Genomic DNA, 24,707 nt, shown 5'->3' with positions numbered 1-24,707 from the left:
TCCTTTCTAGTTCGGGGAGGTCGCCATGGCCACCGACGACGTCGCCGCCGCGCACTACCGGACACAGGCCGAGCTCGCGCGGCAGGCCGCCGTAGCGGGGCAGGAAATCTGGCAGCAGGTCGACCCGACGGCTGTGCTCGACTCGTGGCGGCCGCTCGCCGGGAAGGTAGCGAGCGTGCTGACGGCCGCGCAGCACGCGGCGGCGGCCCGCGCCCAGCCGTACGTGGCCGACCTGGCCCACAGCATGGGCGTGCAGCCCGACCCGGCGGCGATGGTCGACCCGGCCGCGTTCGCTGGCACCACGGCGGACGGCGGGGACCTCGCCTCGCTGCTGATGATGCCTGCGGTGCAGACCGCGCGGCTGCTCGCCGTCGGCGCCGACGACCCGACTGCGCTGCGGGCCGGGCTGGCGGCGCTGACGCGGATGCTGGCCACCGAGACGGCCGACGCCGGACGGGTCGCGACCTCGGTAGCCATGACCGCCGACCGGCAGTTCGTCACGTACGTGCGCGTCGTGCGCTCGCCCGCGTGCGCGCGGTGCATTGTCTTGGCCGGCAGAGAGTACAGCTGGTCGACGGGCTTCCAACGGCATCCGAAATGCGATTGCCAGATGGTGCCCCGGGTGCACCGGCCCGGCCAGGGGTACGACGTGCCCGCGCCGGCGAGCCCGGACGAGCTGTTCGCGCGCATGTCCCCCGCCGACCAAGCCCGCGCCTTCGGCAAGGCAGGAGCGGAGGCGATCCGCGACGGCGCCGACATCGGCCAGATCGTCAACGCCCGCCGCGGCATGCAGACCGCCGGCGGCCGTCTGGTCACCACGGAAGGCACGACCAAACGGGGCGTCGCTGGTCGCCGCATGGGAGCGACGTCGAAGCGCAAGGCCCCGATCCGCCCTATGCCAGAGCAGATCTACAAAGACGCCGGTGGCGACCGTGACGAGGCGATCCGGCTGCTGCAGAAGTTCGGCTACCTGGACAAGGGATCGATCGCGCGGCGCGAGCGGGCGGCCGCGGCGGCTGCCAAGCCGTCCCCGGCCGACCTGCGGCAGCGGATCGAGCAGCTGCGGCAGCAGGCGCAGGAACAGGCTCGCCGGCAGTTGGAGGAAGCACGCAGGGCCGCTGAGGAGGCTCGGCGCGCGGCCGAGGAACGCGCCCGCAAGGCAGCTGCCGAGGCGGCCCGCCGCCAGGCTGCCGAGCAGGCGCGGCGGGACGCGGTGCCGGTCGGCGCCCGCCCCTACCACCGGACCCTCGATGGCCTGGAGGACCTCGCGCGCCAGGTCGAAACCCAGAAGGTCACCGAGACTCGTCGCTTGGGCGGCGCGTCGGCCGAGACCGAGCTGGTGACGTTCGCGGACGGCACGAAGGCCATCCGCAAGCGGGCCCGTACGGGACTCGCCGACGCCCAGGACGCCGCGGCCGAACACGCCGCCTCACTGATCGCGCGGAAGCTCGGGCTCCGCGCGCCGCAGGTGTACCGCAACGACGCCACCTCCATCTGGATGAAGTTCGTGAAGGACGGCGTGACGGCGGACGAGGGCAGCATGATGAAGCGTCTGCGCGACCGGTTCACCAACGTGCCGGACTCCGCCCAGGGCAAGATCATGGGTCTGCTCGACCTGCTGACCAACAACGTCGACAGGAATGCCGGCAACTGGATGCTCGACAGCGACGGGCATCTGATCCCGATCGACCACGGCATGTCCTTCGGCGAGTTCATCGAGCCGGGCATGAAACCGACCTTCGAGTGGGTGCATTCGGATTTCGCCGCCCACTACAAGGACCGCGACACCGACAAGCCGAAGGCCAACCCGCTCACGAAGGCGGATGTGGCCGAGGTGCGTCGCCGCCTGGAGGAGCTCCGCGAGGACTTCACGCACCTTGGCCGGGGGCACTGGCTCGACTACTCGCTCAGGATGCTCGACGTCCTGGAGCGGCACGCGAACGGTGACCGGAACCTGATCGCGGGAGTACGGTGACCGCCATGACGACCATGAGGATCGTGTCCGTCCGCACCGGCGATGAGGTGTCTCGCGCCGAACTCGCCGCGGACGGCACGGTCACCTACTCGGGTGGGGAGTCGGCGGCCGCCGCCGTACGCGCATGGCGGCGCGGCCGCGAAGGGGCGACCGAGGCCGACGCCGTGCGCGCCCTGGTGGCCGAGGGATGGTCGAACGGCTATCTCATGGTTCAACTGGACGGCTAGGACCGACACCAGCCGCCCTGTTCGATCAGCTTCACGATCGCCTCCGCGTCGGCCACGTCGATGTCGGCCACGCCGTCGAACCGTAGCCGCGTCTTCTCGACCACCTTGTTTCGCTCCTCGCCTTGTAGGAGATCAGAGCAGGTGTTCCGGGCGCGGTCGATGGAGCGGGCCCGGTCGAGTTCCTTGTCGATCTGACGCAGCCCGTAGAGGAGATCTTCCGTCTGCTGCGCGTCAGGCTTCGGGATCGCTATCACCGCCAGCGGCGTGCTTGACGGCTCTGCTGTCCCGCGCGCGGCAGGCTTCTCCCCGGACCCGCTGACGGCCTGGAGGATCCCGCCCACCATGGCGAGGCCGACCACGACCGCAGCGACGATCATCCACATGCCCGGCCCGCGCCGCCTCTGAGGGGGTGGCGGCGCGGGCCGCCGCTGTTGCAGAGGCGGACCTCCGTACGGCTGCTGCTGGTATCCCTGCCACTGCTGGACAGGCTGCTGTGGTGGCCACTGCTGAGGCTGCTGCGGGGGGTGCATGCCCGCACCGTACGGCGGCCCCCATCGACTTCGCCCGGATTCATCCGGACGGATACCCAAAACGGTGCATTCCGTGCACCACCAAACCGCGCCAGCGGGAAGCGCCACGGCCGCGCTCAAGGCCGGTAGGTACTGCCGACGGGCTTACGGAGATCACATGAACACCATTATTGACCTGCCCATTCACCCTCGTACTGGTCTGCGCGCCATCGGCGTGCTGCCGTCCGGCCGCATCGTGTGGCCCGTCCTCGGCGGGTCCGGCGACGGCGACGGAGGAGACACGGGGCAGGGCGGCGACGGCGGCCAGGGCGACGCCGGCCAGGACGGCGGAGGGGACAAGACCTTCACCCAGGCCGACCTTGACCGGGTCGTCGCCGAACGACTCGCCCGCGAGCGGGCCAAGTACGCCGACTACAACGACCTGAAGACCAAGGCGTCCGCGTTCGACAAGGCGCAGGCCGACCAGCAGTCCGAGAATGAGAAGGCGATCGCCAAGGCCCGCGAGGAGACCAGGACCGAGGTGCTGACCGAGGTACGGCGCGAGCGGCTCCTGGACAAGATCGAGGTCCTCGCCGCGGGCAAGTTCGCCGACCCCGAGGACGCCCGGCTGCGGCTCGCCTCTCGCGTCGACGAGTTCATCACCGACGGCCAGGTCGACGTCAAGGCGATCGAGGGCGCCCTCGCGGCGCTGCTGAAGGACAAGCCGCACCTGGCCGGCGGCGGCCGCCGCTTCGAGGGTGGCGGCGACGGCGGCCCGCGCGGCGGCGGCAAGCAGCCGACGCTGGAGGAGCGGATCCGCGAGGCCGAGTCCAAGGGCGACTGGAAGACCGCGCGCCAGCTCAAGACGCAGCTGATGCTGCAGCCCAGCAAGTAATCATCAGGGCAGGCCGTCCGGCCGTGCCCGACCCAGTAGGGAGGACACCCCATGGCGGGTATCACCGGGCAGGGCACGACCTTCGGCCTGCCCAACTACGTCGGCGAGCTCTTCGCCGTCACCCCCGCGGACACCCCGTTCCTGTCCGCGATCGGCGGGCTGACCGGCGGCGAGGCGGCCGACGCGACCCTGTTCACCTGGCAGGGCTACGACCTGCGCGACGCCGACGACTCCCGGCAGCGTGTGGAGGGTGCGAACGCGCCCACCGCCGAGTCGCGGGTGCGGTTCAACGCGCACAACGTGGTGGAGATCCACCAGGAGGCGATCGAGCTCTCCTACACCAAGCTCGCCGCGACCGGTCAGTACGCCTCGACCGGCTCCAACAACGCCAACGCGGTTTCGGTGAGCGGGTCCAACCCGGTCATGAACGAACTGGACTGGCAGATCGAGCAGAACCTCAAGCAGATCGCCCGCGACATCGAGAAGTCGTTCATCACGGGCACGTTCGCCAACCCCGGGACGAACGCCACCGCGCGGCGCACCAGGGGCATCCTGGAGGCCACGGAGACGAACGTGGTCACCAAGGGCACCCTCGTGGGCACCGCCGTCATCGAGGCCGACGACGAGACGTTCACGATCGCCGCGCACGGCCTGGCCAACGGCGACGCGGTGGCCGTGTCGTCGCTGACCGGCGGCGCGGTCGGCGTGCTCAAGCCGAACACCCTCTACTACGTCGTGTCCTCGGCGACGAACACCTTCAAGGTCGCGGCCAAGCCGGGCGGGACCGTGATCGCGTTCAGCACGGACGGCGGCGCCGTGGTCACCAAGGCGACCGCACTGACCGAACCGATCGTGATCGACCTCATGCAGGACGTGTGGGACAACGGCGGCATTCAGGAGTCGGAGACCGCGACCCTGATGTGCAACGCCACCCTGAAGCGGGCCCTGACGAAGATCTTCATTACGGACAAGAACTTCCAGGAGACCAGCCGCACCATCGCCGGAGTCCGGGTCACCACGATCGAAACGGACTTCGGCGTGCTGAACATCATGCTGGACCGGCACATGCCGACCAGCGTGCTGTCGGTCGTCTCCCTCGAGGAGTGCGCCCCCAGGTTCCTTCCGATCCCGGGCAAGGGGTTCCTGTTCGTCGAGGAGCTCAGCAGGACCGGCGCGTCGGAGAAGCGCCAGGTGTACGGCGAGATCGGCCTGAAGTACGGCAACGAGCGCAAGCACGGCAAGGTCCTCAACGTCACCGCGCCCGCCGGGGCCTGACGATGAGCGTCTTCCGCTGCGAGCGCTTCCCTACGGGGGACGTGCCGATCCGGACGGCGGCCGGGATCGTCTGGTTCCGGGACGGCCTGGCCGTCGTCGACGACCCCGAGATGGCGGCCGCGCTCCCCGATCTGCCGGCCGTGTTCGGCATCACCGAAGACGACACCCGGGAGCAGCCGGCCAAGACCAGGCGGCCGCGCCGAAGCTGAGGAGGTCGCCGTGGCACTTCCCCCGCTCGCCGAGCCGGCTGACCTCGCCGTACGGCTGCGCACGACCTTCGCCTCTGGGTCGGTCGAGGAGCAGGCGGCCGAGGCGCTCATCGAGGACGCCTCGGCCCTGGTCCGGTCGGCGACCGGTCAGCACATCTACCCGGTCGAGACCGACACGGTAGAGCTGACCGGCGGCGACCGGGTGCTGAACCTGCCCCAGTGGCCGGTCGTCGTCGACGACACCCATCCCCTGGTCGTGGTCGAGTTCGACGACTACTGCACCTCGTCGATGCCGCTGGTCGACGGGCTGGACTTCGTACGGCACGGGCACCAGCTGATCCGCGCGCCGGGGCCCGCCTCGTGCACCGACGGTGCGGTACGCCGCGGCGGTGGCATGTGGGCGGAGAAGGTCGTCGTCACCTACACGCACGGCCTCGCCGAGGTGCCGACCGACGTCCGCGCCGTGGTGCTCGGCATCGCGGCCCGCGGCTACGTCAACCCCGGCGCGCTGCGATCCAGGACGCTCGGCAGCTACTCCGAGACCTTCGCCACCGAGACGGTGGGCACCGGGGAGCTGACCGAGGGGGACATGCGCCGCCTGGCCCGGGCCGGTTGGGCGGTGCGTGTCCACAGCGTCCGGTCCTCCCGAAGGGGGCCGTGGTGAGCCTGCCGGCGGACATGCTGCCCCACCAGGTGCAGGTGGAGCCGTACCAGGGGGCTGGCCCGGCCGGGCCGCTGTACGGCGGCACCGTCACCTACCCGGGATACGTGGAGGACAAGCGGCAGCTCGTCCGCTCCGCAACCGGCGATGAGGTGATCTCCGAGACGACGGTCTACCTCAACCCAGGAGCCGTCATCCCCACCGAGTCGCGGGTCACCCTGCCGTCCGGCCGCCAGGCCACCGTGATCACGGTGGCCACCCGCGAGGGCCCCACCGATTCCGGGATGGATCACCTGGAGGTGACGCTGACGTGAGCCGCAAGTACGTCCGGGTGAAGTGGAACGGCGACCGGATCCGGGCGCAGGAGCGGAAAGCGGCCGCGCGAGGCCTGCGCCGGGCGGTCGATCACCTGAAGGACAAGGCGGTCGAGATCACTCCGGTCGAGGATCTGAGCCTGGTGCGATCCGCCACCGCGTCCGTCGACGAGAAGAAACTGACCGGGGCCGTGTCGTTCGACGGCGAGCACGCTGTGAAGCAGCACGAGGACCTCGAGCTCAAGCACGACCCGGGTAAGCAGGCGAAGTTCCTGGAGCAGCCCATGGACACCGAGCGGCGGGCCATGCTCGCCATGGTCGCCGACGAGCTCAGCAGAGGCTTGAAATGACCCTCCTGGAGGAGCTCGCGCAGCTGCTCGCAGGGCTCGGCCTCGGCATCTACAAGGTCGACGGGACAGCGGGCGGCACGATCTTCCTGACCGTCCTGCCCACGTCGCCGGATCGCGCGATGGCGGTCGCCCGGTACGGCGGGGCGGAGTCTGACGCCACGGACGACTACGACGAGCCGTCCATCCAGGTGCGCGTACGCGGGCCCGCGACGGACGCGCGGATCGCCGAGCAGGACGCACAGGCCGTCTACGACGAGCTCCACGCGATCGGCTCCCGCTCGCTGGCGGGCGGCACCTGGTTGCAGGACGTGATCGGCACGCAGTCGGGGCCGATCTACATCGGCCGTGACCAGTCCGGCCGCCCGGAGTGGACCGTCAACCTCCGCTGCGAGATCAGCAGACCGTCCCCGAACAGGAGTTACCCGTGAATCACACGCGCCCCGACGATCCCGAGGAGACCTGATCCATGGCACGCACTGCACTCACGCCGGTCGCCCTCGGCGCGGCCGGGGCCGTCCTCCCCGACGCCGGCAGCGCGGCGAACATCGCGGACGGCAACAGCTTCCCGTGGCGGTCGCGTCGGCAGGTGTGGATCAGCAACGGCGACGACACCGCGCTCACCGTGACGGTGCCGACGCCGGGCACCGTCGGCCGCCAGGCGCTGCCGATCGGCGACGCCACCTTCACCGTCGCGGCGGGGAAGGCTCGTCTGCTGCCGCCGCTCGGGGACGAGTACCGGCAGGCTGACGGCTCCGTGCACCTGAACTACGCGGGCGCCGACGCGTCGGTGACGGTGGCCGTCCTCGACCCGGCCTGACGGCCGGACACCCCCATTTGGCTGCGAGATCAGCCGGCCGAGTACGAACAGGAGTAGCTACTCATGACGCAGCGGAAGATCAACGCCCGCGACATCATCATCGAGGTCGAGGACGACACCCCGGACACCTGGCTCCGGATCGAGAACCTCGCCACCGTCACGCACAACCCGGGCGAGAACGAGGAGACCGTCGACACGACGGACTACGACAGCGAGGGCGCGTACGAGCAGGAAATCATGCAGAGGGGCTCATCCCTCGCCCTCGAGGGCCAGGCCAAGAAGGACCACCTCACGGGAGCCCTTCAGCCCGGCCGCGCCCGCGTCGAGGAGATGGCCGGCGAGGACAAGGTCGGCTACGACTCCCTCGGCCGGGTGCGGTTCCGGCACCCGATGGACGCGAAGTGGCGCGTCTGGGACGCGACCTTCAGCCTCGGTGAGCAGGGCGGCGGCCCCAACGACAAGACCTCGTGGTCGGCCACGATCACCAAGAGCGGCAAGACGACCCTCGTGGACGTGGTCTGATGGCCAAGCAGGACGACCTCGACGACGAGCAGGACGGCCAGGACGAGGCGAAGGCGTACGCATCCTGGGACGGGTTCTGGGCCGAGGTCCAGCGCGAGGAAGAGGCGGAGCGCGGCGGCCCGGCCACGGAGGTCATCCGCGGCGTCACCGTGGCCGTCCCTCATGACCTGCCGCTCCGGTTCGACCGGCGCGCGGAGCAGCGCCGACGGTCTTCCAGTGAGGAGGACATGAAGCAGCTGCTCGCCGACCTGTTCGGCGTCGACGTCCTCGACGCCTGGGTCGAGGCGGGCATGACCCACGATGAGATCCAGGTGGTGCTCATGTGGGGCTACGCCAACGGCAAGGGCAAGCCCACAAGCTTCCGCGAGGCGTACGAGCTGGTGCGCGAGATGGAGTCGGGAAAAGCCAAGAGCTCGACCCAGAAGAGCGGCGGAGGCGGCGGCTCTGGTGGGCGATCGAAGCGGACTTCCGCGCCCGGTACGGCATCGGGCCGCAAGAACTCGCGAACCTGACCCACCGCCAGTTCGCCGTTTACCTTGCCGGGCTCTTGCCCGAGTCGTCCATGTACCGGCGGATCGTCGACAACGAGCCGATCGAGCTCGTCGGCGAGCAGGCGCAGGCGTTCATCAGCACTCTCTGATCGCGCATGGGAGGTGAGGCTCCCGTGGGCAGGATGACGATCGGTGAGCTGGTCGGCTTCATCGACCTGGAGGACAAGGGGTTCGGCAAGGGGGTCGACGCGGCCGGGAAGGGCCTCGACAAGCTCCAGTCGGCCACGAACGGCTCCATGTCCTCGATCGAGTCGACGGTCTCCTCCGCGCTGTCGAAGATCGAATCCGAGCTTGCGAGCGGCATGGACCCGGCGCAGGCAATCGCCGACCTCGACAAGCTGGAGAAGGCCCTCGACGACAGCCTCGCGAGCATGGTCGACGAGGCCGACCAGTTCGCGGCCGAGCTCGACAAGGCCATCGACGACGCGTTCGACGACCTAGACGACAAGGCCCGGCGCGGCGGCGAGGACGCGGCAAAGGGCCTCGGGGACGGCCTGGAGGGTGCCGGCGGCCCACGGATGCGCGGCGCCGGGTCAGGGCTGATGACCGCGCTCAAGGGCCTCGGCTGGATCGCCGCTGGCGCCGCGATCGGCCAACAGATCATGGACGGCCTCACCTCGGCGATGGACGCCGAGTCGGCCAAACAGAAGCTGTTCGCGCAGCTCGGCACTACACCTGCCGAGTCCGAGAAGATCGGCCGGGTCGCTGGCCAGGTCTACGCATCGGCGTACGGCGAATCCATGGGCGACGTCACGGATGCGATCCGCGCCGTGGTGCAGAACATGGACGGGCTGCGCGGCGCCTCAGAGAAGTCCCTGTCGAAGGTCGCGAAGCGCGCCATGGACGTGGCCACGATCATGGACGAGGACGTCGGCGCCGTCACCCGGGCCGTGTCCCAGCTCATGCGGACCGGCCTCGCCAAGAACGCCGAGGAAGCCTTCGACATCATCGTCAAGGGCACCCAGATGGGGCTCAACAAGAGCGAAGACCTCCTCGACTCCTTCAATGAGTACGGCACCCAGTTCCGGTCGATCGGCCTCGATGGCAAGACCGCGCTCGGCCTGATCCAGCAGGGCCTGAAGGCCGGCGCCCGGGACGCGGACGTCATCACCGACACGATCAAGGAATTCGCGATCGAGGCCGTCAAAGGCGGCGACAACGTCAAGAAGGGTTTCAAGGACCTCGGCCTCAACGCCGACGACATGGTCGCGAAGTTCGCCAAGGGCGGTCCTACCGCAGCGGCCGCCTTCGACACCGTCCTCGACAAGCTGCGGAACATCGAAGACCCGGCGAAGCGGAACGCGGTCGCGGTCGAGCTGTTCGGCACCAAGGCCGAAGACATGGCTGGTGCGCTCTACGCCCTCGACCCGTCCACCGCCGTCGAAGGGATCGGTCAGGTCGGCGGCGCGGCGAAGGACGCCGGCGACAAGCTCCACGACACCGCCGCGAACAAACTCGAGGAGTTCAAGCGCGGCCTGGAGCAGAAGGTCGTCACCTTCATCGGCGACAAGGTGCTCCCCGCCCTGGAAGACCTGTGGGAGGGCTTCGACGGCGGCGAGATCGGCGCGAAGCTCCAGTCCCTCGCAGACACGGTCGGAGAAAAGCTCCAGGCGATCAAGGACAAGACGCTCGGCTGGGTCGAAGACCACAAGGAGCAGCTCCAGGAGCTGAAGGACAAGTTCGATACAACGTTCGGCGGGATCCTCGGCGCCGTCGAGGAGTTCACGAACCTGGTCGGCGCGATCTGGGACGAGTGGGGCGACGAGATCCTCACCGGCGCGACGGCCACCCTCGATCAGGTGCAGTCCGCGGTGGGCGGATTCTTCACCATGATCGGCGGGATCTTCAAGACGGCGACCGCGATCATCAAGGGCGACTGGTCCGGCGCCTGGGAGGGGATCAAGCAGATCTTCTCTGGCGCGACGGCCAACATCCGCAACATCGCCGACACCGTGATGCGCCAGATCGTCGGCGACTGGGGCGGCGGCTGGGATCAGATGAAGAAGCGCGCCGGGGAGAACCTCGGCAAGATCGAATCGACGCTGAAGGACTGGGGCTCAACCGCCAAGAAGGCCATGTCGAAGGCCAACGAATGGCTGGTCGGGGTCGGTAAGGCGATCGTTGATGGCCTGATCAAGGGCATCAAGTCCAAGATCAACGAAGCGGTGTCGGCCGTGACGTCGCTTGGCCGAATGGCGATCGACGCCGCGAAGAAGGTCATCGACTCCCACTCCCCGTCCCGGGTGTTCGCGCAGATCGGCGCGTGGACGGTTGAGGGCTTCGTCCTCGGCATCCGCGGGAACCAGGAGAAGGCCCGCACCACTGTGGCGGGGATGCTCACGATGGTGAAGGACGCCTTCAAGGCCGCTCCCTCCGCCCCCGACGCGCTCGTGGAGTGGGTGAGCAAGGAGACGACCCGGCTCCAGGACGTCGCGAAGAAGCGCGAGGGGATCATCCAGGCGATCGCGGACGCGAAGAAGTACGCGTCCGACATCGCCAAGCAGATGGTCGACTTCGCCAATGTGACGGACCTCGGCCTGGGCGAGGGCGCGGACGCCAGCAACGTCGTCGCCGGGCTGAATGCGAAGCTGAACGCGATCAAGCGGTTCGCGTCCGATATCCAGAAGCTCGCGAAAATGGGCCTGAACAAGACCACTTTGCGCCAGATCATCGAGGCCGGGCCCGATAAGGGCTTGGCGTTGGCGGACATGCTGGTCGGCGCCGACGGAGCGGAGATCAAGGCGATCAACCGCGCTCAGAAGCAGATCGACAAGGTGTCGAAGCAGATGGGCAAGAACAGTGCGGACGCGCTGTACGACGTCGGCAAGCAGGCAGGTCAGGGCTTCTTGAAGGGTCTTCAGGGGCAGCTCAAGGAGACCGAGTCCATGATGGCGAAGATCGCGAAAGCGGTCGTCGCCGCGGCGAAGAAGGAACTCGGCGTCAAGTCGCCCAGTCGTGTCTTCATGGGGATCGGCGACAACACGATGCTGGGCTTCATTCGCGGCATCGTCGGCCAGGCCGGGACGCTGGATGCGGCCATGTCCGGCGTGCTCAAGAAGCTCGTCGACCAGGCCAAGGCTACGGCGATCCCCCTGCCGAGCGTGTCGTCCAGTCCCGCTCTGGCGAGCCTTGGCGGTCCCTCGCCGAGCTCGACGCCGGGCCTGGTGGACGGCTCCCAGTCGTCCAAGCCCAGCATCACGAACAACTTCTACTCGCAGGAGTTCAGCCCGGCCGCCGTGACGAACCACATGTGGTTCTCGGCGCACGCCGCCGGCTACTAATCCCCCATCCCCCTACGAGAGGTGGTCCTCCCATGCCCGGATACGACCCGGCGTGCGGCGTGCCGTACGGCGAATGGCTGCGCGCGAAGGGCGTCGGCTTCAACCCGTCTGGGCTCGTCCGTACCGAGCGGGTGATCGACGAGGGCCACCTCTCCACCGGGGAGCGCTACAAGACCGTCCAGGACGGGGTCGGGAACCGGGTCCGGGAGCGCTCCGCCTCCATGGGCGTGTCCACGGGCCAGGACGTGACGATCCGCGCCCCCCACCTGGCCACCAGCACCGCAACCACAGAGAGGCGGCAGCCGTGAGTACTGCAGCAGATGAGGCGGCGCGCCTGCGCGCCCAGGCCGACGCTCTGGAGCGCGTCGGCACGCTGACGGAGGAGCTGGAGACCGCCCGCGCGGCCTGGCTCAAGAACAAGACGCCGAAGGCCAAGGCCGCCTATCGGGCGGCCGCCCAGGCGCTGGAGGCGGCGCGCGAGGAGCACGCCACCACGGCGACGGCGGTGATCTCCGAGCCCGGCAGCGTGACGATCACGCCCGGCGGCGTCGCAGTCCAGGGAGGGGCGAACTGACATGGCGGTCACCAAATCAGGGCTGTACGTCCCCACGTGGATGGACATGCTCGACACGTCCGATCTGGACATCGACCTGGACGCAACCACGCACAAGGTCGCCATGTTCAACAACTCGGTGACCCCGAACTTCAGCAGCGACACGGCCTACGGCAGCGCGCCGTACAACGCTAACGAAGTGTCCGGCACCGGCTACACCGCCGGCGGAACCCTCCTCCCCTCCCCGACGCTGACCGAGTCCCCGGCCGGCACGTTGAAGTGGAACAGCGGGAACATCGACTGGGCCACCTCGACGATCACCGCCGCCCGGGCGGCGCTCATCTACGCGGACGCGCTGCTCGACCAGGCCATCGCGCTCATCAACTTCGGCGCTGACTACAGCACGGTGTCCGGCCTGTTCAGGATCCAGCCGCACGCCAATGGGTTGGTCACCATCCAGATCGTCCCGTAGCCGCCGCGTCCGACTCTGGGCGCCCCTCCCGCCGACCCGCTGATGTGAAAGGGGGGTGACACATGGCTATCGCGATCGACTCGTCGAGCCCGCTGATCGCCTCGACGAGTGGGACCACAGTGACCTCGGCCTCGTTCACGCCCCCGGCCGGAAGCGTCCTCGTCGTCATAACGCACTCGGGCGGGTCAGGCCGGACCGTAACAATCTCCAGCTCAAACAGCCTGACGTTCACTCAGCGGTCGTCGAAAACCAACCTGACCAACAACAGCATCGTGATCGCGACCGCCGTGGTCACAACGTCCACGGCGATGACGGTCACGGCCGCATGGAGCGCCACGGGTGGGGCCAGCCTGAAGGTCTTTGTCGCGACAGGTGCGGACACAGCCAGCCCGGTCGGGGCTACATTCGCAGGTCCGGCAAGCGCCACAAGTTCGCTCACCTGGTCGCCGACGGTTTATACCAGCACCGTGGCGAACTCGCTGATGCTTTTCGGTGCTGGGACCGGTACGGGCGCGGACACGCTCTCGTCGACCGACACCTACGAGGCCACAGCCTCGTCCGCTGTGGTGCTGGACTTCATCGTCGTCCGCAAGGCAGCAACGACACCGTCATCCGGCACGGTCGTCAGCACGTCGGTGACGTCCACGGATGTGAGCGGGTCGTGGGCTGGTGTGGGCGTCGAGCTCCGTCCGCTGGCGTCTCAGCCCGCCACGGCCACACCGGCCGCGCTCGCCGCAACCGCCACCGTGCGGACACCCACGGTCTCGACCGGGCAAGCCGTCACCCCTGCCACACTCGCGGCGGCGGCGACGTTCCCGGCCCCGGTGGTATCGGGATCCGCGAACGCAACACCGGCCACGGTCGCCGCCACGGTGTCCGTCCCGGCGCCAACGCTGTTCACCGGCGGCAACACCACCGTCCCCGCACCCTCCATCGCCGCCACGGTGAGCATCCCGGCGCCGACGATCGCCCGCGGCACCACAGCGGCGCCGGCCACCGTCGCCGCAGTCGTCTCCGTCCCTGTGCCGAAGGTCGTCATCCCGGTCGACACCACGGTGTCCCCGCCGCCGCTCGCTGTGGCCGCGACCGTGCTGCCCCCGATCCTGGACCTGCCCCGACTGCCCGGAGCGCTCATCACCCGCGACGGCCAGCTCGAATACGACGGCTACCTCCTCGGCGGGGGCACGCCGTACAGGCTGCTCGGCCTGGCGGGCTGGGACGACACCCCCGGCGTCGACTCGGGGAACATGCCGAAGCCGGCACAGCACGGTTCCTGGCCCGGATCGAAGTACGGCCAGGAGCGGTTCGTCACCTTCACCGGGCTGCTCAAGGCACCGAAAGCGCTGATGGCCGACTACGTCGACGCGTTCGTCGAGGGCACCCCAATCAGCGAGGGGGCGGAGGAGCTGCCGCTCGCGATCCGCACCCTCGACGGGGTGACACGGCTCGTCTACGGCCACGTCATCAACCGGTCCCTGCCCCTGGACAAGCTGTACAGGCTCGGGCTTGGGCAGATCGCGGTCCAGTGGGTATGCAGCGATCCCCGCCGGTACGGGATCGACATCCAGACGGCCGACCTCGCCCGCGGCTCGTCGATCCAGGTGACGAACATTGGAAACACGCCGACCCACCCGACACTGCGGATCAACGGCCCGGCCACGAACCCGGTCTTCACGATCGTCCAGTCCGGCCGGAAGCTCGGTTTCAACATCGCTCTCGGCCCGGGTGAGTGGATCGACGTCGACTGCAAGGCCGGCCGCGCGCTGTGGAACGGCGAGACGAACGTGCTCGCTGGCCGCACGGCCGACTCGGTGCCGCCGCAGCTGTTCGTCTTCCCGCGCGGGGTCAGCACCTTGACGTACGCGGCCTCAGGCGGCGCCGTGCCCGTCGCAAACGTCCTCCATCGGGACGCCTGGATGTAGTCGGGAGTGAGCCGTGTCCGCGTGGATCTACGAGTTCTGTGACCTCCTCACCGGAGTACCGATCACCACACTCGAACTCGACAAGCCGCAGTTCGCGTCGCAGATCATCGTCCCAGGCTCGTTCTCGGCGACGATCCAGGTGACCAACAAGGGCGAGGCGGAACGCGTCCGGCAGGTGTTTCCCGCGCCGCTCGAATGGCCGCCGCCTGCCGGGTCCGGGCGCGTCCGCTGCGACGTCTACCAGGGCCCGACGTACGAGGAGCCTTGGGACTCCTACATCGTGTGGGAGGACACCACCAGAGGATCCGATCGCACCGACGGCGGGACCATCGAGATCCGCGGCGCGCAGATCGCGTCCTACCTGCACCATCGGACGATCTGGGACGACCTGGCGTTCGCCCAAGAGGACCAGATCGACATCGCCCACGCGCTCGTGGCGGACATGCAGGCCGAGCCCGGCGGAGACCTCGGCATCGGCATCCAGGGCGCCCTCTCCGGTGTCCTCCGGGACCGGACCTATCTCGCCTCGGAGGCGGCGACGTACGGCCAACGCCTCACCGAGCTCGCGTCCGTCGATGGCGGGTTCGAGTGGATCGTCCGCACCTCGCTCGGCGTCGGCGGCCGGCCGGTCCACGACTTCGTCACCGGATACCCGAACCTCGCCGATCCCGCCACGGACCCGCTGACCGAGCTGGAGGTGTCCAGGCCCGGCAACCTGCTCGCCTACAGCGTGGGTGCGTCCGCGCTCAACACCGGAACCCGCTGGCGCGGCCGAGGCGACACGGTCAACGACGACATCACCCAGACCTCCGAGGCGCTGCTCGGCAACATCATGACCGCGATGGACTTCGTCGGCGCGGGCTGGCCATACCTCGACCAGACCCTCGACTACCAGGGCGTGCTCGAGGTGGCCACACTGGACGCGTACGCGCGCTGGTGGCGGGACACCCGCTCTGGCGTCGTCCGGGTACCGGACCTGACCGTGCGGTTCGACGACACGCTGCCGATCCATCCGCACCTGCTCGGCAACTACGTCCAGGTGACGATCGTCGACCTACTCAACCCGCTGAACCCCGACGGGTCGCCGAGCTTCCGGGCCCGCTGGCGTGTCGTCGGCATGGAGGTCACCCCCAAGCAGCGCGGCCAAGGCAGCGACACCGCCCGGCTGGTTCTGGAGGAGGCAAGAACCCCGTGACCGGCGTACCCACGTTCACCGACCGCTGGGCCGAGGAGTATCAGCGGCTCCGCGGTACGGTCCTCGCCGCGATGACCGCCGCCAGAAGCCACGTGAAGTACGCGAAGATCGTGGCCGCCGAGGTCACCGTCGCCGCGCTCACCGGGCACCGGATCATCATCAACCCGGCCGGCGACGATAAGCCGGCGATCTGGCTGATCCCCGCCTCGGGTGGCGGGAACGTCTCCAAGATCCGATCCCTGGACACGGTCTATCCGGGCGAGGCCGTACTCAGCATCACCTCGGGCGTGAACCAGGCCGGGACCGCCTCGGCCGAGCTGCAGCTCGGCAGCGAGTCCGTACGCATGCAGATCCGCGACCCCGACGGCACCGGGAACAACGGCGGATTCGCCGACTGGGGATCGCAGGCTGCCTCATTCGGGTACCGGAATGACGGCGGATCGCAGAACTATTTCAGATTCGGCGAGAACATCTGCCGTCACTTCGGCAAGTGGGATGACTACGGGTCGCTGGCGTCCAACGCCGGCCTGCTGTGGGGCTCGACGACCATCGGCGGATCCAACCTCGGATGGATCATCGTCTACCCCCACACGATGGACAGCAACATGGGCCCGATCATCGGCTTCCGGCCCGGCAGCACGACGGACGGCAAGGTCGAGTGGGCCATCACCGCCTCCTCCAACGACCGGTACACGGTTTCCTGGTCCATCGCCCAGTCCGTCGCGATCTACCAGTGCTCTTTCCGCCACTGACCAGGAGATACATATGGAGCTCGGGCAGATCTGGGACTGCGAAGCGTCCTACTCGGGAGCGCTCGGGAACGTCCAGGCCGACCTGGACGACGTGCATCCCGCGTGGGGGCTGCATTTCCACTGGCCGGACCTGCCGCACCCGGAGGGCGGCACGGGTGTGAACAACGGGATGACCATCCCGCACGCCAGGCTGGAAAGCATGTGCGCGACGTACGGGTTCGACGTCGACGACCTCGAGGGCATCGTCGACACGATCCTGCACCTGCCCCCGTTCCAGCTCGACGACCCCCTCGCGCTCGAGAGCCCCGACCCGGGCGTGCACAAGGTGGTCGCGGCGCTCGCCGACATGCCGGACCCGCGCACGCCGCGGATGCCCTACGACGAGCGGCGGGAGATTATGCTCGCGCACGCTGACGCCGTGCGGGCCCATCTGATGCGGTACGAGCACGCCCCGCGCGCCGACCGCCAGGCCGCGCTCGACTTCCGGTCTGAGGTCATCGACGTCTACGAGGAGCAGTGCACCGCCGAAGAGCGTCCGCTGCCCGCGCGCTTCCGCCTCGGCCGCAACATCCAAGCGCCTGCGCATCCGCTCGCGCCACTCCTCGAGGGCGGCCCACTGGACGCCCGCCGGGTCGCCGCTCGACGCGCGCGGGACGAGTTCCTCATCGACTCGGCCGAGAAGGCAGCCGACAAGGCCGCGCTCGCACTTCGCCGGCCGCTGGTCTTCGGCTTCTCTCGGGACGTGCCGAAGCTCGTCCCCGCCGGGGCCGAGCTGACGTCGGCATCGCTCGGGCGCGGAGCTGCGGCGCTGGTCGCTGCCCGTCAGCGCCGCAACAGCAACGCGGGGCTGACCGGATGAGCCGTCTTCGCGTGCTTCTGCGCACCCTCGACGACCTGGCCCGGACCGAGCAAGGCCGCCTTGCCCTCGCCTGGTGGGCGACCGCCGTCAAGGGGGTCTGGTGACGACCACAGGGGAGCCGACGCTCTACGAGCTGGCCCGGACGCTGGAGCGCATGGACACCGAGCTGAACCGGCGCCTCGCCGAGGTCGCGCAGACCATCTCTCAGATGGTGACCAGAGACCTGTACGAGGCGCACCGGGCCGGGCTGGTGGAGGACATTGCGCAACTCCGGGAGGAGCTCAAGGCCGAGCGGGATAAGAAGACGGCCGACCGGCGGATGGTCGTCGGCGCGCTCCTCGCCGCTGGGCTCTCCCTGATCGTCACGATCGTCGGCGCCGCGCTGGTGATCGCCTTCAAGCTCAACCCGTAGGAGGTCTGACCATGGCTCGGATGCCAGGCGCCGAGTGGTGCCCGATCGACGTCAACTACACCCGGGGCGGCCAGGTCGAGGTCCGCGGCGTGGTGCTGCACATCATGGCCGGCACCCTCGCCGGAACGGACGCATGGTTCCGGAATGAGCGCGCGCAGGCCTCGTCGCATTTCGGCACCGGGCGCGCCGGTGCGCTCCGTCAGTGGGTGGACACCCGGGACAAGGCCTGGACGCAGGCCGCCGGGAACCCGCACTGGATCAGCATCGAGAACGAAGGCCACGGTGGGGACATGCTCACCGACGAGCAGCTCGACCGGTGCGCGCAGGTCCTCGCGTGGGCTCACAAGGTGCACCGCGTGCCGCTCCAGATCGCGACCTCGCCGTCCGGCCGGGGGCTCGGGCACCACGCGATGGGCGGCCCCGCCTGGGGCAAGCATCTGTCCTGCCCGGGCCCGCGGATCGTGGCGCAGAAGGCCGAGATCATCCAGCGGGCGAAGGCGATCGTCGCGGGCAAGCCCGCCGAGCCGAAGGAGGACCTCATCAAGATCGTGCTGGAAGACGGGATCCCGAAGTGGCCCGGCCGGACGCTCAGGGTCACCTCGCCGATGATGCGGGGCGCCGACGTCCGGCTCTGGCAGGAGAAGCTCGCGCGGCGCGGCTGGACGATCGACGTCGACGGCATTTACGGCCCGCAGTCCCTCGCGGTGTGCCGCGGCTACCAGCGCGCTACCGGACTCAAGGCCACCGGCCAGGTCGACGAGCAGACGTGGGACATGACGTGGTCCTGGCGGCCGCCAGCGACCGGCGAGCCCGAGCCGGGCCAGATCGACGAGACGAACTGACCTTTCAAAAGCCGCCGATATTATCACCGGCTTTTCCACACTTGCCCTGACCTGCCCATACGCGGCGGGTCTTCTTGTTTTCCGCCCCGAAATGAGGGCGGCCATCCCCCCGAGGAGGGGCCCATGTCCCTGTCCGACTGGTTCGTGTCCTGGCTGCGCACCAACGTGGCCGCCTGGGTGCCGACACTCGCCGCGTGGCTGGCCAGTTTCGGCATCGACCTGCCCGTCGAGGCGTCCGCACTCGCGTTCGGCTCGCTGCTCGTCTCGGCGTTCTACACGCTGGTGCGGCTGCTGGAGGCCAAGTGGCCGACGGCCGGTGTCCTGCTCGGCTGGAAGTCCCAGCCGACCTACGCCGTAGCGAGAAGTACCGGGATCCGGCGCGCCCAGTAGGCCGCGCCCTCGAGGAGCCGCCCCTGCTCACCCTTCACGGGTGGGCAGGGGCGGCTTCGTCGTGCCCGGGATTGCACGCCTTAGCGTTGGCGCAGGGGTACGGCGTAGTCCGTACCCCTGCATATCCCTTGGGGATATGCAGCTCCCCGTTTTCGAAGGTGGCCTCAAAAACGGGGAAGCCCGTAACCCCTCGCGAGCGGCGGGGCATCGTCATGTCCAGCGTGATGCAGGGGGAACGAAACGTTCCCCCCAAGGGAACGGTTGTGGCCGTCTCGGCCACAACTGGCCTCGGTCGATGACTCCCGCAGACCTGCGGGAGTCGATTCCGTTTTGTCCGAAATACCTAATTCCCGGCGCCGGGAAAAAGCTTGGTCAGCCGCCTGCACGTCCGTTACAGCCGTGCAGGCTTCAAGATGTCTTGGTCCGTCAAGATCCGCTGAATCCCTCACATGCGTGTGGCGTACGTCATAGCCTCAACTCCGTACGCCATCCGACCCGGGCGACCGGAGGTACAGCGTGGACATGTGGATCACCTACCGCCTACTCGACGACACCGGCGAACACCAGTCCGGCAGCGAGCAGCGGAACCAGTTCACCTTCCCCGACACCGGAGACGGGTTCGAGCTGAACGGGAAGCACTACAGCTACGGCCCCAGCATCGGCCAAATGCTCACCGCGATCCGCGACCACCACGGCGGCACGGACGCGGTCATCATCAACACCGAGCGGGCTTAGACCCGCTGGCGGGCGTCCTCAAGTCGCGCCTCGTAATAGGCGTGATCTCTCGGGTACTCCGCCAGGCTCGGCAACGCCTCCCGGAACCCGTCCGCCGCCGTACGCCAGTCCCGCATCGCGTACGCCGCGTCCGCGTGATGCAGCCGGGCGCGGACCGGATCCAGCCAGTACAGCCAGTCCGGCCGCTCCTCAGCTTCCGGCGCCCGCAACGCCAGCTCGAACGCCTCATCCGCCAACCTGCGTGCCTGGTCCCGCTCGCCGACCGCCGCGGCTGCCATGGCGGCCGTGTGCGTCGCCACCGACAGCGCAGCTGGTGACAGCGACGACGGGCGGCGGGCCGTCTCAGCGGTACGCAGAGCCCGCGCAGGGTCCCCGTGGGTGAGGCTGTAGTAGGAGCGGACCCGCATCACCCATGAGGAGAGGTCGTCGTGGCCGGCGTCGGCCGCCCACCCGTGCGCGAGGTCAAGCCAGGCGAGTGCCGGCCCGTACCGGCCGTGCTCGGCGGCGACCCATGACAGCCAGTGGGCGTGTTCGCCGGCGAGAACGAGCAGTCGGTCGGCGGTAGGGCCGGATGTGCCGGGGATGAGTCGGGTGACCGTGTCGAGCTGGGAGCGGACGACGGGCCACAGGTCGCGGCCGCCGACGTTGTCTTCGGCGCGGCGGTGCTCGGCGAGGACTCGGCCGATCCAGTCCGCGGTACGGATGTCCGTGTGGCCGGTGGTGTGCGCGTGCGCGATCCGTTCCCTCAGTTCCGGGGATGGCGCCCACTCGGCCAGTTCCTCGTTGTTGCGTGCGACCCCGCCGAGTTCTTCGGGCACCTGCAATCCCCTCATGATCCGCGCGATCACGTCTGCTGAGGTGATCTGTCTGCGTCCATTCTCAATAGAGGACACATGCGGTTGGGGCATATCTACCAATTCGCCCAGCTTTAACTGGGAAATTCCGGCCGCCCGCCGGTATTCACGGAAAACCGCAGCCCAGTCGCTGCGCGCCCACGCGGCGCGTAGACGGACATCAGTCCAGGATGCCGACCGGCTCATAGCCGCGACAATACGCCGCCGATATACACCCTCGGTATCGAATCCGCGCCATTCGGTGCCCATCATGGGCGGAGCACGGCGCTGACCGGGGAAATGCCCGGCAGCGGAAAAGGCGGATCCGCCAGAACGCGCGGCACGCGTCTGACGGACCCTTGATCAGGAAGGCTGTCCTGACCCGTGAATTACCTTAATGCCCCCACCTTGGGCGGCGGCACGGCCACGATGATGCGCGCGGATGCCTATCTCGCCGTCGTGAGAGACCTGCCCGCCCAGACGGCGCAGGCGGACAGAAACCCGGCGGCGACCGCCGCGCGGCGGCTCCAACGGGCGCTCCGCCTCCGTCACGAGATCCTCACCGACGTCCACCAGGGCGACCGCGTCGCCTTCGTCTCCGTGGCGCACGGCCTGCTCGTGGTGACGAACGGCCGCTGGTACCGGTGGCCCACCGGCGAACGCGACGCCCGCGGGCCGCTAATGGCGCAGGGTCCCGCATCCGACCCGATCACCGCCGCTGACCGAGTCGCCGAGCGGCACGCGAAGATCATGAAACTCCATCCGCCGGCGGATCCCATCCCGGACTCGATGCGCAACCCCATCTGATAGCGAGGACCGCTGATGTACGACCTCATGCTGCGGCTGCACCTGACGGTCGCCGAGATGATGGCCAACCGCCGCCGGCCGGACACCATGCCGACCGCGGCCGTCGATGCTCCGGCCGCCGCCCCTCACGACTGCGACCACACCACGTAACCCCCCGCTCTCTGGCAGACCCCGCGCCTTCCATTCCGTCCGGCCCACGCCCAGCGGCCTGACACCGGGGTCTGCCAGGCACACCCCGTGGCCCCGGGGCGAACCCGGCTGTCCCTCCCCCGTGGGACGGCGGCGCGCACCACCCCGGGGCCGCGGCACCACAAGTTCCTTCCCCTCTCCTGAAAGGAACGCGCCGTGATCGACTTCATGTGGTTGGAGATCACCGGAAAGTGCCAGCTCGAATGCGGCCACTGCTACGCCTCCAGCGGCCCGAACGGCACGCACGGGACGATGACCAGCGAGGACTGGATGCGCGTCATCGACCAAGGGGCAGCCCTGGGCGTGTCCATGGTGCAATTCATCGGCGGCGAGCCGACTCTGCACCCCGACTTGCCCATGCTCGTCCGTCACGCGCTCGATGCCGCTGTCGAGGTCGAGATCTACACCAACCTCGTCCATGTCACCCCGGCCATGTGGCAGGTGTTCCGCCAGCCGGGCGTCCGCCTGGCCACCTCGTACTACTCCGACGATGCCAGCGAACACCAGGCCATCACCCGGCGGCCGACACTGAAAGTCACGACGAAGAACATCGCCCGTGCTCAGGAGTTCGGTATCCCACTCCGCGCCGGCGTGATCGGCGTCCTCGGCGGGCAGCGTTCCGGCGAGGGCATCGCCCTCCTGGAGCGGCTCGGCGTCCCCGACGTCGGCTACGACGACCTGCGCGAGGTCGGCCGCGGCGTCCGCGAGAACGGGCCCGGTGTCGAGCAGCTTTGTGGGCAGTGTGGTGACCGAAAGATCGCCATCTCGCCCTCGGGCGAGGTGTGGCCGTGTGTGTTCTCACGCTGGCTGCCGGTCGGGAACGTCCGCGAGATGTCCCTGGCCGACATCGCCACAAGCGAAACGTTCGCGCGGGTCATCGGCGACCTGCGCGGACAGTTCACCACCACCATGGGTGAGTGCGCCCCCAAGACGTGCAACCCGAAGTGCAGCCCATCGTGCAGCCCATCGTGCAAGCCCGCCAACAACTGCGGGCCGTCAGGGAACTGCGCGCCGAAATACTCGTGTGGGCCGTGCGCGCCGAAAGACCGGGTGTGTAATCCTGGCCTGAACTGCGTGCCGAACAAGTGCGGCCCGGACAGGTGCAAGCCGGAGAAGTGATAGCACGTGACCAGCCGAACCCGCTCTGCCGACTCCGGGCAGCGCCGCTTCCTGCGCCGCATCCTCCTCGAGGCCGCGGAACGGCTCGGCGTGACCCCGGTCGGCCCCGTCGTGTTCGGCTGGCGTGACCGCACCATCGGATCGGCCGCCCACGCCAAGGGCGGCCGGTTCTGGCTCCGGACGACAGCCGAACATGACGATTGGGCAGGCGGCGAAGCGTGGTTCGGCAACCGCGACGCCGCCGCGATCATCGGCGTCCCGAAACCGGCCCTGATCGACCGTGTCGAATGGGCCGAGCCGCCTGTCGTGATCTACGGTGAACTGCTGACGTACGTGCCGGATCAGCCGTGTTCTCTCACTCCCGAGCTGGCCGCACCCGTCGCCCTGCCAGCCGCCTGGTGGTCCGAGTTGCGCGGTGCGCTCGACGTCCTCGCGGCCACGCCGACGATGCGTGGCGACCATGACCCGCGCGACGCTGTCCGCCGCGTTGAGGAGTTCTACGGCCAGTCGATCGACACTCCCACGCCTGTGCTGCGGACGGAGCACACCGATCTGCATTGGGCCAACCTCACCCAGCCACAACTGCACATCCTGGACTGGGAGTACTGGGGCACCGCGCCGGCCGGGTACGGCGCCGCCGTCCTCTACCTGCACAGCCTCCCGATCCCCGACCTGGCCGCCCGAGTCCATGAGACGTTTGCCGACCTGCTCGACACCCCGACCGGCCGCCTTGCGCAACTCTCCGCTGCGGCGCACATCCTCGACCGGGCGACCGGAGGCGACTATCCGACGCTCTCTGGTCCCGTCCGGGCCTACGCGGCAGACCTGTTGCAACCTGCCAAGAGGAGGTAACGCGTGCTGCTCAGCCGCCTGCGCGTTCCCGGCCGCGTCCCGGACGAATGGCCCTTCACCCTCCCCGCTGTGCAGCAGCTCGCCCGCCGCGGTCTGAAGTTCACCGCGCCCGTGACGTTCCTCGTCGGCGAGAACGGCTCCGGCAAGTCCACGATCGTGGAAGCCATCGCTGACGCGTGCGGCATCAACTCCGAAGGCGGCAAGGCCGGCACGAAGTACGCCAGCCGCGGACCCACCACGCTCCTGGGCGAAGTCGTCGACCCGGAGCTGACCGTCGCCGGCCTGCGGCTGCTCCACGGGCCCCGGCTGAAGCGGCGGGGGTTCTTCTTCCGCGCCGAGACGCTGTTCAACCTCGGACAGAACGTGTCCGGTCGGCTTGGCTTCTGGGATGAGGACCTCACCGAGCAGTCCCACGGCGAGGGCTTCTTCACCGTGCTCGACCGCATGGTGTCCGGGCCGGGCCTCTATCTGATGGACGAGCCCGAGGCGGCGCTGTCGTTCAACTCGTGCCTGCGGCTGATCGGTCTCATGGATCATGTAGCCAAGGAAGGCGGGCAGATCGTGTGCGCCACCCACTCGCCGATCCTGGCGAGCCTGCCCGGCGCTCAAATCTTGGAGCTCAACGGAGAGGGCATTCACGCCACCGAGTGGGAGAAGTTGCAGGTGGTGGACCACTGGCGGCGATACCTGGCCAAGCCGGACTTCTACCTGCGTCACGTGCTGGCTGAGTAACTCCTGATCTCGCCGTAGTCGACGCTGTCGACGAGGCCGGGTCGACCCCCTCGAACACAGGGGTACGCCGCAGCGCGTACCCCTGCGCTCATTTTTGAGGCCATCCTCAACAATGCGGAAGCTGGCGTTATGGCCGTTAGGTCGCAGCTCAGAACGCGTGAGGGCCCGCGCTAGGTCATAGCGCGGGCCCTTGCCCTATCAGGCCCCTAACAGCCTGCTCTACCGGCTACGTCCGCCCGCTGATAGCCGCGGCCGATGTTCGCCCCGTCCCGCCACAGCTGCCGGACCGGCACCCCCGCAAGCACCTCGGCGACCTTCCCGCGCGACCAGCCCAGCCGCTCGGCCAACTCCCCCGGCAGCAGCTTCTCATCATCGCCGAACGCGGCCAGAACCTCGGCGACCGGCTTCACGCCGCGCATCTCCCTCGCGGGCAGCGTCCCGGCGGCCGCGCGGAGCG

General features: G+C 68.9%; 33 protein-coding genes. 29 read left to right on the top strand and 4 right to left on the bottom strand.

All coding sequences use genetic code 11. From position 1 onward, the window contains the following. The first annotated feature begins 25 nt into the window (after positions 1-25). Complete coding sequence (locus tag IMZ11_RS33920) at positions 26-1,975, top strand: phosphatidylinositol 4-kinase (RefSeq protein WP_228646486.1); 1,950 nt, start codon at positions 26-28, stop codon at positions 1,973-1,975. Between the two features lie 5 nt (positions 1,976-1,980). Further along, complete coding sequence (locus IMZ11_RS33915) at positions 1,981-2,202, top strand: hypothetical protein (protein ID WP_228646485.1); 222 nt, start codon at positions 1,981-1,983, stop codon at positions 2,200-2,202. On the opposite strand, the gene IMZ11_RS33910 is transcribed toward IMZ11_RS33915, so the two are convergent. Then, complete coding sequence (locus IMZ11_RS33910) at positions 2,199-2,585, bottom strand: hypothetical protein (RefSeq protein WP_228646484.1); 387 nt, start codon at positions 2,583-2,585, stop codon at positions 2,199-2,201. The two genes, IMZ11_RS33915 and IMZ11_RS33910, sit on opposite strands and share 4 nt — an antisense overlap. Before the next feature lie 304 nt (positions 2,586-2,889). On the opposite strand from IMZ11_RS33910, the gene IMZ11_RS33905 reads away from it, so the two are divergent. The 14 genes from IMZ11_RS33905 to IMZ11_RS33840 all read left to right on the top strand — a co-directional run bounded on the left by IMZ11_RS33905 (position 2,890) and on the right by IMZ11_RS33840 (position 12,611). Further along, positions 2,890-3,606, top strand: coding sequence for a hypothetical protein (locus IMZ11_RS33905; protein ID WP_228646483.1), 717 nt, complete (start codon positions 2,890-2,892; stop codon positions 3,604-3,606). Positions 3,607-3,657: 51 nt separating this feature from the next. Then, complete coding sequence (locus IMZ11_RS33900; protein ID WP_228646482.1) at positions 3,658-4,881, top strand: DUF5309 family protein; 1,224 nt, start codon at positions 3,658-3,660, stop codon at positions 4,879-4,881. Positions 4,882-4,883: 2 nt separating this feature from the next. Beyond that, positions 4,884-5,090 (top strand): hypothetical protein, encoded by a 207-nt coding sequence (locus tag IMZ11_RS33895; RefSeq protein ID WP_228646481.1) that lies wholly within the window; start codon positions 4,884-4,886, stop codon positions 5,088-5,090. Between the two features lie 10 nt (positions 5,091-5,100). Further along, a complete protein-coding gene (locus tag IMZ11_RS33890) occupies positions 5,101-5,754 on the top strand; it encodes a hypothetical protein (RefSeq protein WP_228646480.1) in 654 nt (217 codons plus the stop codon). After that, on the top strand, positions 5,751-6,065 hold the full coding sequence (locus tag IMZ11_RS33885; protein WP_228646479.1) for a hypothetical protein: 315 nt from the start codon (positions 5,751-5,753) through the stop codon (positions 6,063-6,065). The genes IMZ11_RS33890 and IMZ11_RS33885 overlap by 4 nt, the downstream gene beginning before the upstream one ends. Next, on the top strand, positions 6,062-6,415 hold the full coding sequence (locus IMZ11_RS33880) for a hypothetical protein (protein ID WP_228646478.1): 354 nt from the start codon (positions 6,062-6,064) through the stop codon (positions 6,413-6,415). Before IMZ11_RS33885 ends, IMZ11_RS33880 begins: the two co-directional genes overlap by 4 nt. Further along, entirely contained in the window at positions 6,412-6,843 is a 432-nt protein-coding gene (locus tag IMZ11_RS33875; RefSeq protein ID WP_228646477.1) for a minor capsid protein, read from the top strand. The genes IMZ11_RS33880 and IMZ11_RS33875 overlap by 4 nt, the downstream gene beginning before the upstream one ends. A 38-nt stretch (positions 6,844-6,881) precedes the next feature. Continuing rightward, complete coding sequence (locus tag IMZ11_RS33870) at positions 6,882-7,232, top strand: hypothetical protein (protein ID WP_228646476.1); 351 nt, start codon at positions 6,882-6,884, stop codon at positions 7,230-7,232. A 63-nt stretch (positions 7,233-7,295) separates the two neighbouring features. Beyond that, a complete protein-coding gene (locus IMZ11_RS33865) occupies positions 7,296-7,754 on the top strand; it encodes a phage tail tube protein (RefSeq protein ID WP_228646475.1) in 459 nt (152 codons plus the stop codon). Further along, complete coding sequence (locus IMZ11_RS33860) at positions 7,754-8,266, top strand: hypothetical protein (protein ID WP_228646474.1); 513 nt, start codon at positions 7,754-7,756, stop codon at positions 8,264-8,266. The genes IMZ11_RS33865 and IMZ11_RS33860 overlap by 1 nt, the downstream gene beginning before the upstream one ends. A 161-nt stretch (positions 8,267-8,427) precedes the next feature. Further along, on the top strand, positions 8,428-11,586 hold the full coding sequence (locus IMZ11_RS33855) for a phage tail tape measure protein (protein WP_228646513.1): 3,159 nt from the start codon (positions 8,428-8,430) through the stop codon (positions 11,584-11,586). A gap of 32 nt (positions 11,587-11,618) precedes the next feature. After that, on the top strand, positions 11,619-11,894 hold the full coding sequence (locus tag IMZ11_RS33850) for a hypothetical protein (protein WP_228646473.1): 276 nt from the start codon (positions 11,619-11,621) through the stop codon (positions 11,892-11,894). Beyond that, the gene (locus tag IMZ11_RS33845) at positions 11,891-12,160 is read left to right on the top strand and encodes a hypothetical protein (protein ID WP_228646472.1); all 270 of its coding nucleotides are present in this window, start codon (positions 11,891-11,893) and stop codon (positions 12,158-12,160) included. Before IMZ11_RS33850 ends, IMZ11_RS33845 begins: the two co-directional genes overlap by 4 nt. 1 nt (position 12,161) lies before the next feature. Then, on the top strand, positions 12,162-12,611 hold the full coding sequence (locus IMZ11_RS33840; protein WP_228646471.1) for a hypothetical protein: 450 nt from the start codon (positions 12,162-12,164) through the stop codon (positions 12,609-12,611). 232 nt (positions 12,612-12,843) lie between these two features. Here the strand turns inward: IMZ11_RS33840 and IMZ11_RS33835 are convergent, their stop codons facing one another. Next, positions 12,844-13,050, bottom strand: coding sequence for a hypothetical protein (locus tag IMZ11_RS33835; protein ID WP_228646470.1), 207 nt, complete (start codon positions 13,048-13,050; stop codon positions 12,844-12,846). Between the two features lie 28 nt (positions 13,051-13,078). Here IMZ11_RS33835 and IMZ11_RS33830 point away from each other — a divergent pair, with 28 nt between their 5' ends. The 8 genes from IMZ11_RS33830 to IMZ11_RS33795 all read left to right on the top strand — a co-directional run bounded on the left by IMZ11_RS33830 (position 13,079) and on the right by IMZ11_RS33795 (position 19,718). Next, entirely contained in the window at positions 13,079-14,533 is a 1,455-nt protein-coding gene (locus IMZ11_RS33830) for a phage tail domain-containing protein (protein ID WP_228646469.1), read from the top strand. Positions 14,534-14,546: 13 nt separating this feature from the next. Next, positions 14,547-15,728, top strand: coding sequence for a hypothetical protein (locus IMZ11_RS33825; protein ID WP_228646468.1), 1,182 nt, complete (start codon positions 14,547-14,549; stop codon positions 15,726-15,728). Then, positions 15,725-16,480 carry a hypothetical protein gene (locus IMZ11_RS33820; RefSeq protein ID WP_228646467.1) on the top strand — a complete coding sequence of 252 codons (756 nt, stop codon included), beginning with the start codon at positions 15,725-15,727 and terminating at the stop codon, positions 16,478-16,480. Before IMZ11_RS33825 ends, IMZ11_RS33820 begins: the two co-directional genes overlap by 4 nt. 13 nt (positions 16,481-16,493) lie before the next feature. Next, positions 16,494-17,339, top strand: coding sequence for a hypothetical protein (locus tag IMZ11_RS33815; protein WP_228646466.1), 846 nt, complete (start codon positions 16,494-16,496; stop codon positions 17,337-17,339). Positions 17,340-17,439: 100 nt separating this feature from the next. Continuing rightward, the gene (locus IMZ11_RS33810; RefSeq protein ID WP_228646465.1) at positions 17,440-17,751 is read left to right on the top strand and encodes a hypothetical protein; all 312 of its coding nucleotides are present in this window, start codon (positions 17,440-17,442) and stop codon (positions 17,749-17,751) included. 11 nt (positions 17,752-17,762) lie between these two features. Beyond that, entirely contained in the window at positions 17,763-18,593 is an 831-nt protein-coding gene (locus tag IMZ11_RS33805) for a peptidoglycan-binding domain-containing protein (RefSeq protein WP_228646464.1), read from the top strand. A 123-nt stretch (positions 18,594-18,716) separates the two neighbouring features. Then, positions 18,717-18,983: a hypothetical protein gene (locus IMZ11_RS33800; RefSeq protein WP_228646463.1), complete on the top strand. Its 267-nt coding sequence runs from the start codon at positions 18,717-18,719 to the stop codon at positions 18,981-18,983. A 516-nt stretch (positions 18,984-19,499) separates the two neighbouring features. Continuing rightward, complete coding sequence (locus IMZ11_RS33795) at positions 19,500-19,718, top strand: hypothetical protein (protein WP_228646462.1); 219 nt, start codon at positions 19,500-19,502, stop codon at positions 19,716-19,718. Here IMZ11_RS33795 and IMZ11_RS33790 read toward each other — a convergent pair. Continuing rightward, the gene (locus IMZ11_RS33790) at positions 19,715-20,758 is read right to left on the bottom strand and encodes a helix-turn-helix transcriptional regulator (RefSeq protein ID WP_228646461.1); all 1,044 of its coding nucleotides are present in this window, start codon (positions 20,756-20,758) and stop codon (positions 19,715-19,717) included. The two genes, IMZ11_RS33795 and IMZ11_RS33790, sit on opposite strands and share 4 nt — an antisense overlap. 177 nt (positions 20,759-20,935) lie before the next feature. On the opposite strand from IMZ11_RS33790, the gene IMZ11_RS33785 reads away from it, so the two are divergent. The 5 genes from IMZ11_RS33785 to IMZ11_RS33770 all read left to right on the top strand — a co-directional run bounded on the left by IMZ11_RS33785 (position 20,936) and on the right by IMZ11_RS33770 (position 24,250). Further along, positions 20,936-21,358 carry a hypothetical protein gene (locus tag IMZ11_RS33785; protein ID WP_228646460.1) on the top strand — a complete coding sequence of 141 codons (423 nt, stop codon included), beginning with the start codon at positions 20,936-20,938 and terminating at the stop codon, positions 21,356-21,358. A 15-nt stretch (positions 21,359-21,373) separates the two neighbouring features. Beyond that, the gene (locus tag IMZ11_RS45715) at positions 21,374-21,508 is read left to right on the top strand and encodes a hypothetical protein (protein ID WP_255707492.1); all 135 of its coding nucleotides are present in this window, start codon (positions 21,374-21,376) and stop codon (positions 21,506-21,508) included. Positions 21,509-21,703: 195 nt separating this feature from the next. Further along, positions 21,704-22,666, top strand: coding sequence for a radical SAM protein (locus IMZ11_RS33780; protein WP_228646459.1), 963 nt, complete (start codon positions 21,704-21,706; stop codon positions 22,664-22,666). Positions 22,667-22,672: 6 nt separating this feature from the next. Further along, a complete protein-coding gene (locus IMZ11_RS33775) occupies positions 22,673-23,518 on the top strand; it encodes an aminoglycoside phosphotransferase (RefSeq protein WP_228646458.1) in 846 nt (281 codons plus the stop codon). Between the two features lie 3 nt (positions 23,519-23,521). Next, positions 23,522-24,250, top strand: coding sequence for an AAA family ATPase (locus IMZ11_RS33770; protein ID WP_228646457.1), 729 nt, complete (start codon positions 23,522-23,524; stop codon positions 24,248-24,250). 206 nt (positions 24,251-24,456) lie between these two features. Here IMZ11_RS33770 and IMZ11_RS33765 read toward each other — a convergent pair. After that, positions 24,457-24,707 (bottom strand): hypothetical protein (locus IMZ11_RS33765; protein ID WP_228646456.1); only part of this gene is annotated, 251 nt, incomplete at its 5' end.

The sequence above is a fragment of the Microtetraspora sp. AC03309 genome, assembly GCF_020826795.1.
In the GTDB taxonomy this organism is placed as follows: Bacteria; Actinomycetota; Actinomycetes; order Streptosporangiales; family Streptosporangiaceae; genus Microtetraspora; species Microtetraspora glauca.
The sequence above is the reverse complement of the archived record's forward strand: the minus strand, read 5'-3'. Positions and strand labels throughout refer to the sequence as shown.